General features: G+C 72.6%; 10 protein-coding genes. 6 read left to right on the plus strand and 4 right to left on the minus strand.

Annotated elements, in window-relative coordinates; all coding sequences use genetic code 11:
- Positions 1-170: 170 nt before the first annotated feature.
- A complete protein-coding gene (locus tag ACSLIC_RS05755) occupies positions 171-1,070 on the plus strand; it encodes a hypothetical protein (protein ID WP_436736596.1) in 900 nt (299 codons plus the stop codon).
- Between the two features lie 277 nt (positions 1,071-1,347).
- Here ACSLIC_RS05755 and ACSLIC_RS05760 read toward each other — a convergent pair whose 3' ends face one another.
- Both ACSLIC_RS05760 and ACSLIC_RS05765 read right to left on the minus strand, forming a co-directional pair.
- Positions 1,348-2,427: an IS630 family transposase gene (locus tag ACSLIC_RS05760; protein ID WP_436736597.1), complete on the minus strand. Its 1,080-nt coding sequence runs from the start codon at positions 2,425-2,427 to the stop codon at positions 1,348-1,350.
- 34 nt (positions 2,428-2,461) lie between these two features.
- A complete protein-coding gene (locus ACSLIC_RS05765; protein WP_436736598.1) occupies positions 2,462-3,112 on the minus strand; it encodes a ScbR family autoregulator-binding transcription factor in 651 nt (216 codons plus the stop codon).
- 524 nt (positions 3,113-3,636) lie between these two features.
- On the opposite strand from ACSLIC_RS05765, the gene ACSLIC_RS05770 reads away from it, so the two are divergent.
- Positions 3,637-4,374 (plus strand): HAD family hydrolase, encoded by a 738-nt coding sequence (locus tag ACSLIC_RS05770; protein WP_436736599.1) that lies wholly within the window; start codon positions 3,637-3,639, stop codon positions 4,372-4,374.
- A gap of 20 nt (positions 4,375-4,394) precedes the next feature.
- Here ACSLIC_RS05770 and dhaL read toward each other — a convergent pair whose 3' ends face one another.
- Positions 4,395-5,057, minus strand: a complete 663-nt coding sequence (gene dhaL / locus ACSLIC_RS05775) for a dihydroxyacetone kinase subunit DhaL (protein ID WP_436736600.1) — start codon at positions 5,055-5,057, stop codon at positions 4,395-4,397.
- Between the two features lie 61 nt (positions 5,058-5,118).
- Positions 5,119-6,111 carry a dihydroxyacetone kinase subunit DhaK gene (locus ACSLIC_RS05780; protein WP_436736601.1) on the minus strand — a complete coding sequence of 331 codons (993 nt, stop codon included), beginning with the start codon at positions 6,109-6,111 and terminating at the stop codon, positions 5,119-5,121.
- A 695-nt stretch (positions 6,112-6,806) separates the two neighbouring features.
- On the opposite strand from ACSLIC_RS05780, the gene ACSLIC_RS05785 reads away from it, so the two are divergent.
- The 4 genes from ACSLIC_RS05785 (at position 6,807) to ACSLIC_RS05800 (ending at position 10,392) form a co-directional block, all read left to right on the plus strand.
- Positions 6,807-7,445 (plus strand): hypothetical protein, encoded by a 639-nt coding sequence (locus ACSLIC_RS05785; protein WP_436736602.1) that lies wholly within the window; start codon positions 6,807-6,809, stop codon positions 7,443-7,445.
- Between the two features lie 140 nt (positions 7,446-7,585).
- Positions 7,586-8,824: a precorrin-6y C5,15-methyltransferase (decarboxylating) subunit CbiE gene (cbiE, locus tag ACSLIC_RS05790; RefSeq protein ID WP_436736603.1), complete on the plus strand. Its 1,239-nt coding sequence runs from the start codon at positions 7,586-7,588 to the stop codon at positions 8,822-8,824.
- Positions 8,825-8,888: 64 nt separating this feature from the next.
- Positions 8,889-9,641, plus strand: coding sequence for a precorrin-4 C(11)-methyltransferase (gene cobM, locus ACSLIC_RS05795; RefSeq protein ID WP_436736604.1), 753 nt, complete (start codon positions 8,889-8,891; stop codon positions 9,639-9,641).
- A complete protein-coding gene (locus ACSLIC_RS05800) occupies positions 9,625-10,392 on the plus strand; it encodes a cobalt-precorrin-6A reductase (RefSeq protein ID WP_436736605.1) in 768 nt (255 codons plus the stop codon). Before cobM ends, ACSLIC_RS05800 begins: the two co-directional genes overlap by 17 nt.
- Positions 10,393-10,627 lie beyond the last annotated feature (235 nt).

Here is a 10,627-nt window from a genome sequence, read left to right on the forward strand (position 1 = left end):
TGTAGCGTTGACGCAGCGCTGCTGCGGCGGCGTGTCTCGCCACATCCGGTCCCGGCGCCGGTGCGAGCAGTGGGCTCTTGAGAGTCTCCCGCAGTTGTCAGTCGACACACATCAGGACAACCGGACTGTCTCTCCTGCCGTCGCCGGGCGGCAAGCGGAAGGGGCAAGGTATGTCCAAATCGCGCAACACCAACCGCCTGGCCAAGAAGATCCGCGACCAGACGCCACTGAAGCTTTCAACAGCCTTCAGGTTGGCCCAACAGGTCGATGTCCATCTCGGATCCGGGATCTCGGATTCTCCTGACCCGCTTCAGCGCCGTCTGGAAGCGCACGTGGCCAGCGTATTGGCTGACAGCTTTCGCGACGATCAACTCAACGGTGCTCTCCTGGGTGTGCGGGACGCAGAGCCAGATGCTCAGAGCGTGAAGCTGACCCTGGAATCCGAGATGGCGGACGAGGTTCTTCGGAAGCTACTCCCCCGCTTCGACCACTCCTACGGTGGCATCCGTGGCGTACCAGGGCTGCGCGTGCGTGAAGGCAAAGGGAGGGTGATCCTCCATGATGCGGTCAGCTCATCCCATCTCACCGTGGTGCGCGCCGACGGCGGCTCCTTCATCCTGCCGTCTGCTCGCACCGACGAAGTACTTCTGTGGAAACGACTTCCCGGTGGCCTCTCCCGCGACGAGCGGCAGGAGGTAGAGGAGTGGGCCGACCTCAGAGGGTTCCATGACTTGCGGGTGCGCGACTTGCTGTTGAGTCGAATCCTGCGCTGCCCAAACCTGGTCAACAGGGCTGCTGCGCCACACGGTTTCGCCAACTGCTACACCCATCACGCCGGCGACCTGGTGATCGAGTGGTGTTGCGGCGACACTGCGGAAGCGCTCTGTGCGGTTCTCTTGGCTCACGGCTTCATTGACGGGGTGCCTCAGGAGAACACGGTCGAGCTGGTGTCGCGGCACTCTGTTCATTTCGGTAATCGCACAGTGATCTTGAATCGCCACGCATCGTGTTTGTACGGCCACAGCACAACGGACATCGTGGCGTCCATCAAGAGGGGTTACAAGTCATGACCCTGCACTGGATGGCACTCATCACCCCAGCCTGCGTGGCCCTGGGGGTCGCCACACGCTACGTACGGGATCTTTGGGTGCTTCGCCACCTGGAACGGCTCTTGGACGGCTGTACCCAACGGCAACGAGCTGAGGTCTGCCAGATCCTTGCCGCCTCGTTGGCCAGAGCCAGGGCTCCGGAGTCGCAACAGCATCTACCGAATGAGCCGGTAGAGCACTAAGGAACTGGGGCCCATACAGTGCCGTCACTCCCCACAAGCTGCCTCCATTCGCTCCCCTAGTGTCCTGAGTCGTTAATTCGTGTGCAGTATGCGGCGAGGATGTCGTCGGCGGTCTTCGTCCAAATGAACGGCTTGGGGTTCTTGTTCCACTCGTTGATCCAGCGGCGGATGTCCCTTTCGAGTTCGACGACGCTGCGGTGGGCCGAGCGGCGGAGTTTGCGGGAGGTCAGTTCGGCGAACCAGCGCTCGACGAGGTTGAGCCATGAGGCGGAGGTGGGGGTGAAGTGCAGGTGGAAGCGGGGGTGCCGCAGCAGCCACTTCTTGACCGGCTCGGTTTTGTGGGTGGCGTAGTTGTCCAGGATCAGGTGGAGTTCGAGGTTCTTGGGGACGGCGGCGTCGATGATCTTCAGGAAGCGGAGGAACTCCTGGTGGCGGTGGCGGCGGTAGTGCTGGGCGATGACCGAGCCGGAGGCGATGTCCAGGGCCGCGAACAGGCTGGTCGTGCCGTGCCGGACGTAGTCGTGGGTCATCTTCGCCGGCGTGGCCGGGGCCATCGGCAGCACTGGCTGGGTCCGGTCCAGTGCCTGTATCTGCGACTTCTCGTCCACCGCCAGGACCAGCGCGTTCTCGGGCGGAGAGAGGTAGATGCCCACCACGTCGCGGACTTTGGTCACGAACTGCGGGTCGGTCGACAGCTTCCAGGTCTCCACGATGTGCGGCTTGAGACCGAAGGCCCGCCAGATCCGCGAGACGGCCAACTGCGACATTCCTGCGGCCCCGGCCATCGAACGCGTCGACCAGTGCGAATCACCCGTCGGCGGCGCCTGATCCAGGGTCCTGGTGACCAGCGCCTCGACCTGCTCGTCCGTGATCTTTCGCGGTGCCCCCGATCGTGGCCGGTCCACCAGGCCCTCCAGCCGGTCCGCGGCGAACCGGGCCCGCCACTTGCGTACGGTCTCCCGCGAGACACCGAGATCGTGCGCGACCTGCGCGTTCGGCCGGCCCTCCGTGCACGCCAGCACGATCCTCGACCGCAGCACCAACGCCTGAGACGCCGTCTGCTTGCGCAACCAGCCTCGCAGCACCCGGCGTTCGTGATCGGACAACTCCAGCGACAGCGGCTTCGGACCAGGCATCAACCCACCCTATAACCGCCCGCAGACTTACGACTCAGGACACTAGCTGTCCGCCCCTGACCCGTACCCGCCCCAACACCCCTGCTGGATCAGGCCGTTGCTGCAGCGACTCCAGCGTGAGTAACCACCAGTCCGTCAGCCTCGCCGTGATGGCCCCCCGCCCCTCCAGGGCCTCCGTGAGCATGCAGAGGCCGAAGAAGGCGCGGACGAGGGAGCGGGCGGTGGGGGCGGGGCGGATGCGGTCGGCGAGGTGGCCGGTGGTGCGGGCCTGGGCGAGGAGGCGGGTGGTGGCGGTGGTCCAGAGGGCGAAGGGGTCGGGGAGGGGGGCGTCGATGGTGTCGCGTTCGGCCCACAGGCGTGCGCCTGCGCGGGCGAGGGGGTCCTCGGCGAGGGCGTGGGCGATGTCGAAGCTGAGGGCGACCAGTTTCTCGAGCGGGGGTTCGGCGCGGTCGGTGTAGCGGGCGGCGAGGCCGGGCCAGGTGGCGAAGCGGTCCTGGACGACGGCGAGGGCCAGCCCTTCCTTGCTGGCGTAGTGGAAGTAGACGGCGCCGCTGGTCCTGCCGGATCTGGCGCTTATGTCGTTGACGCTGGTACCTGCGTAGCCCTGTTCCGCGAAGAGGAGGGCGGCCGCCTCCAGGAGTGATCTGCGGGTTGCCCTCGCCCGTTCCTGCAACGTGCTGTCCACCTTCGCTCAACGTTTCCGTGACGACGGCAATGTAGTGCGCCCGCGCACGCCGGGAGCAAACCCCCCTCTCCGTGCGCGGATATTGTTCAATTCTTTCGAATGTGCACGCGTGCGGGTGATTTCTCGTGAATTCCGGCGCGCTTGCTGGCCATTCGAGTGGATACCCTCCACCGCTTCCGGCCGTTCCGCGACGCCGGGCGAACATGCCTCAACTTGGGTGCTCGTGAGCGGTATTGACGGCCCGTGAGGTTGACGTTCGGAGGCGGTTTCCGGGGCCTCCTTTACACCGGCCGCCCTCACTCCGTCGAGCACTCGAAGTGGTGATTGCGTGACGCTTCCTCGCGAAAATAACGTAGCCGTTGTGATGTTTCGCGGTTTGCACGGGATTGCACCTTTGCACTCCCGTGCCCCGCACGAGACCGGCGGACGTACGACGTCCCGGTGCCGGCTCAGGGAAACGCACGACCCCACGAATCCGCGGTCCCGCGACAAGCCCGACCGCCCCCTCCCCCAGGAGGTACACCATGACCACCAAGGCACACCCGCTCCTCAGCTGGTCCCCCGAGGCCGTCGTCTTCGACTGCGACGGCACCCTGATGGACACCGAACGGCATTGGCAGGACGCCCGGAGCCAGGTCTTCCGGCAGTTCGGGCTGCGGCCCCTGCCGGGTTTCGCCGAGCGGGCCAAGGGAGTGCACTACACCGACTGCGGGCGGCTGATGGCCGAGGAGTCCGACAAGGCGCACCTGGCGGGAGAGCTGACCGCGTCGCTCCTGACCCACTTCATGGCCCTGGTCGCCGACGATCCGGTGACCATGCCCGGCGCCGCGGAGTTCGTCCGCCGGCTCTCCGGGCGGCTACCGCTGGCCGTGGCGAGCAACTGCCCGCTGGAGGTGGTGGAGACCAGCCTCGAACGGGCCGGGCTGCTGCCCCACTTCGGCCACATCGTGGTCCCGGACGAGCCGTCGGCGGGGGAGGCGCCGGGGACCGCCTCCGTCCGCCCCAAGCCGTGGCCGGACGTCTACGCGAGGGCGGCGCGGCTCTGCGGCGCGGACCCGGACGACACGCTGGCCGTGGAGGACTCGCTGACCGGCATCGAATCGGCGCGGCGGGCCGGGCTGCGGGTGCTGGGGGTGGGTCCGCGTCCCGGTGAGGAGGACGCTTCGCGGGCCGATCTCTGGGTGACCACCCTGCACTCACCGGTGCTGCTGGCATGGGTACGGGCCCACGTGCCGCAGCAGGGCGGCAGCGCCGCGGGGTAGGCGGGCCGAGAGGGGGCGCCTCAGCCCAGGTGCGTGTCGAGGTCGGTGACGACGCCCTGGGCGGAGGCGAAGAGCAGGCCGACGCCGACCGCGCCCGGGTCGGGGATGCCTTCGGCGCGTTCGCCCAGGTAGCTGGAGCGGCCCATGCGGGCGCGCAGCCGGGCCGTGGAGCGGACGCCCTCCCAGGCAGCGTCGGCCGCGCCGGCGAGGGCGCGGTCGGGCGGGGTGCCCGCGGGGGTGGCGCGCAGGGCCTCGGCCGCCGGGGTGAGGGCGTCGACGAGGGTCTTGTCGCCGGGGGCCGCGTCGCCGACCCGGCGGATCGCGGCAAGGCCGGCGGTGACGCCTTCGGCGTAAGCCCCGGTGGTCGGGCCGGCGTGGGCGACGGCCGCGGCCAGCGACTGGAGCAGCAGGCCGAAGAGGGGGCCGCTCGTGCCGCCGACCTCGTCGAGGAAGGCGGTGGCGGCGGCCTCCAGTGGCGCGGCCGGGGCGATGTCGCCCTCGGAGAGCTGGTCGAGGCGGCGGAGGGCCGCGTCGACGCCGGCGGTGAGGTTGGTGCCGAAGTCGCCGTCGCCCACCCGCTGGTCCAGGGAGGTGAGGCGGGCCTCGGTGGCGTGGGCGGACTCGGCGAACCGGCGCATCCAGCCTTCGGTGGCCGCGGCGTCGTGGGAGGTACTCGTCGTCATGGCGTGGCTCCCGCTCTCGGTGGCCGGTGGGATGGGGTGGGAGGGTGGCTGCGGGCGCCGCTCACCAGCGCAGCGCGGCGGTGTGCACCGGGGCGTCGTAGAGGCGGAGGATCTCCGCGTCGGCCGCGAGCAGCGTGACGGAGAAGCCGCGCATGTCCAGGGCGGTGATGTAGTCGCCGACGAGGGCGCGGGCCAGGTCGGTGCCGCGGGCGTCGAGCAGGGCGGCGAGTTCGCCGTGGACGGCGTACAGCTCCAGCGGGGTGACCGCGCCGAGGCCGTTGACCAGGGCGATCACCGGGCCGTCCGGGGTGAGGGCGTCGAGGAGCGCGGTGGTCATGCGCTCCACCAGGCTGTTGAGCGGTCCCCGGGAGATGGTCTGCTGGGCGCGCTCGCCGTGGATTCCCACGCCGTACTCCAGCTCGCCGGCGGCGAGCGGGAAGGCCGGCTCGCCGGTGGTGGGCGCGGTGTGCGCGGCGGAGGCGACGGCGAGCGTACGGCACCTCGCGGCGAGGCGGGTGCCGAGTTCCTGGAGCTCGGTGAGGCCGAGGCCACTGTCGGCGGCGGCGCCGAGGAGCTTCTCGATGAGGACCGTGCCGCCGGTGCCGCGGCGCCCCGAAGCGATGTCGGCCGAGTCGGAGGCGAGGTCGTCGTCGATCAGCACCCGCGCGCAGGGCACGCCGCGGTGGGCGAGGCGCTCGGCGGCGATGCCGAAGTTGATGCGGTCGCCGGTGTAGTTCTTCACGATGTGCAGCACGCCGTCCGCGCGGGCGGCGGCGAGGGAGCCCGCGTAGACCTGGCGGTTGTGCGGGGAGGCGAAGACGCGGCCGGGGCAGGCGGCGTCGAGCATGCCCCGGCCCACGTACCCGGCGTGCAGCGGCTCGTGGCCCGCGCCGCCGCCGGAGAGCAGGGCGACGCGCCGCGAGGGTGCGGCGGTCCGGCTGAGCAGGAAGCCGTGCTCGGGGTCGAGGGTGACCAGGTCGGCGTGGGCCCGCGCGAAGCCCCGCAGGGCGTCGGGCACGAGGGCGTCGCTGCTGTTCTCGAAGTACGAGGCCATGCGAGTCCTCCGTCGTCGAGGGCCGCGAGCGGTGTGCCGGAAGGCTGCGGCCTCCCGGGGCTCCGCGGGCCGGCCGCCAGGGTGTTCTACATGCTGGGCTCGGTGGTCGCCCGGGGCAAGTCATGTGTCAGGTCGCTCGTCCTTTCGAGTACGACTTCCCGAGGCGGGTTTCGGGGAAACACCAGGCCGCGGGCGCGGTACGGGGTACACGCGGTGGGCGGAGCACAAGGAGTGCGTACGGCGCACGGGAGGGCGCGCACGCCTCGCTCGCCTCCTGCGGCCGGTGCCTTCCCGCCCCCCTGGTCGCTCAAGCGCCCTGCTCGGCGCGCCGTTCGCTCCCGTGCCGGGTGGGACGGTGGGGGCTGCGGCAGCACGACCCGCGCTTCGGCCGGCCTCGACCGGCACTTCGGCGAGGACGCCGAGGTGAGTGGCGATGCGGGCCGGGCGTCACCGGCGCCGTTCCCGGCTCCAGCGGGGCCGCGGGGCGCTGGTGGCACCGATCCGCCGGTTCCCGTGACGCCGCTCGGGCGGTGGCGTTCCGGTTCCGGTGAGGCTCCGGCTCGCGTGCCGCCCGGGGTGGCATCCCGTCCAGGTGCCGACCTTCCGCTTTCGGCGGAGAATGGCGGACATGTCCGCGTCGCCGTGGTCACCACCGCCGCGGCCCGCGATTCCATGGTCTGCGGGAGGAGTTCGGTATGAGCGGGTGCGGCAAGATCAAGGTGTGGCAGATGCCGCTCAGGCTGGTCACGGGTGCCTTCATCCTGCATTCGGGGATGGAGAAGTGGGGCGGGGCCGACGAACAGGCGCAGGGAGTCCACGGGATGGCGCGGCAGGCGTTCCCGTTCCTGGAGAACATCGACGCGCCCCGGTTCCTCAAGCTCCTGGCCGCCGGGGAGATCGCGCTCGGCGCGGCCCTGCTCACCCCGGTGGTCCCCACCCGGCTCGCGGGTGCCGCGCTGACCGGATTCGCGGGCAGCCTGATGGCGGTGTACGCGCAGACTCCGGGCCTGCGCAAGGAGGGCAGCATGTGGCCCACGCCCGACGGGATCGGCGTCAGCAAGGACAGCTGGCTGCTCGCCATCGGCCTGGCCCTGACGCTCAGCCCGCACGAGAAGCACCACAAGCCTCGGAAGGCTCATGGGCACCACAAGTGCCACTGCCCCGCGGGGCATTCCGGTCACTACGGGCACCTCAAGCAGGCCAAGCGGGTGGCCAAGGACGCGAAGGAGGCCAAGCGGCTGGCCAAGGCGCTCTCACCGGACCGGCACAGCCACCATCACGCGCACCGGCACGGGCCCGCCCACGCCCGGAAGGGCTGCCCGGCACACCGGTGAGCCGTGGTCGGGCGGCGGTGAGTGAGCAACCGCACCGCCTCGGCGCAGGTGGGGGCCGGTTCGGCGCGCGTTAGAGTGCGAGGCGACTTCCCCGCCGCCGGGCCGCCGCCCGGCCCCCTCCCCGTACGAGGTATCCGCCCGTGACCCCGACACCCGACCAGCCCGCCGTCACCGTCGTCGGGATCGGGGCCGACGGCTGGGCCGGGCTGGGTCCGGGGGCGCGGGCGGCGCTGTCCGCCGCCGAGGTGGTGGTGGGCGGGCCCCGCCAGCTCGACCTGCTGCCGCCCGGGTGCGCGGGTGAACGCGTCGCGTGGCCCTCGCCGCTGCGGCCGGCCGTGCCCAAGCTGCTCGCCGAGCACGCCGGGCGGCGGCTGGCGGTGCTGGCCAGCGGCGACCCGATGTTCTACGGGATCGGGCGGGCCCTCGCCGAGACGGCCGGGCCCGCCGCCCTGCACGTCCTCCCCCACCCGTCCTCGGTGTCGTACGCCTGCGCCCGGATGGGCTGGGCGGTGCAGGACGTGGACGTGGTGTCGGCGGTCGGCCGGGACCCGGCGGCGCTGGCCGGCGCCCTGCACGACGGCCGCCGGGTGCTGGTGCTCGCCCCGGGCGCCGCGACCCCGGCCGAGGTCGCCGCACTCCTGCGGGAACGCGGTTACGGGCCGAGCCGGATCACCGTGCTCGAACAGCTCGGCGGGCCCGCGGAGCGCCGGGTGGACGGCGTGGCCGACGGCTGGACGGCGCCGGCCGGCGACCCGCTCAACGTCGTCGCGGTGGAGTGCGTACGGGCGCCCGGCGCGCTCCGTCTGCCGGTGGTACCCGGGCTGCCGGACGACGCGTACGAGCACGACGGGCAGCTCACCAAGAAGTACGTGCGGGCGGCGACGCTGGCCGCGCTGGCGCCCGCCCCCGGTGAGCTGCTGTGGGACGTGGGCGGCGGCTCCGGGTCGATCGCCGTGGAGTGGCTGCGCGCCCACCGGGCCTGCCGCGCGGTGAGCGTGGAGCGCGATCCGGTGCGGGCCGGGCGGATCACCGTCAACGCGCGGGCGCTGGGCGTGCCCCGGCTCAAGGTCGTCACGGGGGCCGCGCCGGACGCACTGGCCGAACTGCCGGTACCGGACGCGGTGTTCGTCGGGGGCGGGCTGACCGGGCCCGGGCTGCTGGAGGCGTGCTGGGCGGCGCTGCCGGCCGGCGGGCGGCTGGTCGCCAACACGGTGACGCTGGAGTCGGAGGCGCTGCTCACCGAGTGGTACCGCCGCCACGGCGGGGAGCTGACCCGGCTGGCGGTGGCGCAGGCCGTCCCGGTGGGCTCGTTCACCGGCTGGCGGCAGGCGATGCCGGTCACGCAGTGGTCGGTGACGAAGCCCGCCGAGGGCTCCTGAACCCGCCTGCCCTGCACGGCTTCCGACGCCCCACCACCCCCCTTCCCCTCCCCCGGAGACCCCCATGACCGTGTACTTCATCGGAGCGGGCCCCGGTGCCGCCGACCTCATCACCCTGCGGGGCGCGCGTACCCTCGCCGCCTGCCGGGTCTGCCTCTACGCGGGCAGCCTCGTCCCCACCGAACTCCTCGCCGAGTGCCCGCCGGGCGCCCGGCTGGTCGACACCGCCCAGCTCGACCTGGACCGGATCACCGCCGAGATGGTCCGCGCCCACGAGGAGGGCCACGACGTGGCGCGGCTGCACTCGGGGGACACCTCGGTGTTCAGCGCGGTGGCCGAGCAGATGCGGCGCCTCGACGCGGCCGGCGTGCCCTACGAAGTGGTGCCGGGTGTCCCGGCGTTCGCGGCGGCGGCTGCTGCGCTGAAGCGGGAGCTGACGGTGCCGACCGTCGGGCAGACGGTGATCCTGACCCGTGTCGCGCAGCGGGCCACGCCGATGCCCGAAGGTGAGGACCTGGCGACGCTGGGCCGCAGTGGGGCCCTGCTGGTGCTGCACCTGGCGACCGGGTACGCGGACCGGGTCGTGGCCGAGCTGGAGCCGCACTACGGCGCCGACTGCCCGGCGGCGGTGGTGGCGTTCGCCAGCCGGCCCGAGGAGCTGGTACTGCGCGGCACCCTCGCCGACATCGCCGACCAGGTGCGCGAGGCCGGGATCAGGCGGACCGCGGTCATCCTGGTCGGCCGCACCCTGGGGGCCCGGCAGTTCCGCGACAGCCACCTCTACTCGCCGGACCGCGACCGTGACCACGTCTGCTGACCCGGCTCCCCGCGTCCTGATCCTGGGCGGCACCACCGAGGCCCGGCGGCTCGCCGCCCTGCTCGCCTCGGGCGCGGCCGGGCCGCTGCGGGTGGTCAGTTCGCTGGCCGGGCGGGTGGCGCGGCCGGTGCTGCCCGAGGGCGGGGTGCGGATCGGCGGGTTCGGCGGGGCGGCTGGGCTGACCGCGTACCTGCGCGAGGAGCGGGTGGCCGCCGTGGTCGACGCCACCCATCCGTTCGCCGGGGTGATGAGCTTCCACGCGGCCGAGGCGGCGGCCGGGGCGGGCGTCCCGCTGCTGGCGCTGCGCCGCCCGTCGTGGCGGCGGGGGCCGGGCGACCGCTGGTACCCGGTGGCGTCCCTGGAGGAGGCCGCCGCGCTGCTGCCCTCGCTGGGCAGGCGGGTCTTTCTGACCACGGGGCGGACGGGGCTCGCCGCGTTCGCGGACGCCGGGCCCGGGCTGTGGTTCCTGCTGCGGTCGGTCGACCCGCCGGTGGGCGCGGGGCCCGAGGAGTGCGAAGTCCTCCTGGACCGGGGGCCCTTCACCCTGGAGGGCGAGCGGGAGGTACTGCGCACGTACGGCGTCGAAGTGGTGGTCACCAAGGACAGCGGCGGCGAGGCCACCGCCCCGAAGCTGACCGCCGCCCGGGAGGCGGGGATTCCGGTGGTGGTGGTCCGGCGTCCGCCGGTGCCGGAGGGGGTGCTGGTCGCGGCCACGCCGGAGGAGGCGGTGGCCTGGCTGCGGGGCGGGTGAGCCGTCCGGCGGCCGGGCGTCGGGGTACGGCTGCCCACCGGCCCGGAGCCCTCCAGGGCGCGGGCCTTCGTCGCGGGGGCCCGCAGGCCGTGAGAGGGCGGCGCGGACGTCCGGTCCGGCGAGGACGGCCCAGCACGGGCAGGACGCCCTGGAGGCCGGAGAGTACGGCCTGGCGGTGCCGCATCGGCCCGCCCGCCGGCGAACGCCCCGTGCGCGCGGGGGCGTTCGCCGGCGG

The sequence above is a fragment of the Streptomyces sp. BBFR102 genome, from assembly GCF_051397025.1.
GTDB lineage: Bacteria > Actinomycetota > Actinomycetes > Streptomycetales > Streptomycetaceae > Streptomyces.

Coding starts and splice junctions, on each gene's coding strand:
- ACSLIC_RS05785 (WP_436736602.1), top strand. CDS start 6,807: ATGAGCGGGTGCGGCAAGATCAAGGTGTGGCAGATGCCGCTCAGGCTG.
- ACSLIC_RS05770 (WP_436736599.1), top strand. CDS start 3,637: ATGACCACCAAGGCACACCCGCTCCTCAGCTGGTCCCCCGAGGCCGTC.
- ACSLIC_RS05780 (WP_436736601.1), bottom strand. CDS start 6,111: ATGGCCTCGTACTTCGAGAACAGCAGCGACGCCCTCGTGCCCGACGCC.
- ACSLIC_RS05760 (WP_436736597.1), bottom strand. CDS start 2,427: ATGCCTGGTCCGAAGCCGCTGTCGCTGGAGTTGTCCGATCACGAACGC.
- cobM (WP_436736604.1), top strand. CDS start 8,889: ATGACCGTGTACTTCATCGGAGCGGGCCCCGGTGCCGCCGACCTCATC.
- dhaL (WP_436736600.1), bottom strand. CDS start 5,057: ATGACGACGAGTACCTCCCACGACGCCGCGGCCACCGAAGGCTGGATG.
- ACSLIC_RS05755 (WP_436736596.1), top strand. CDS start 171: ATGTCCAAATCGCGCAACACCAACCGCCTGGCCAAGAAGATCCGCGAC.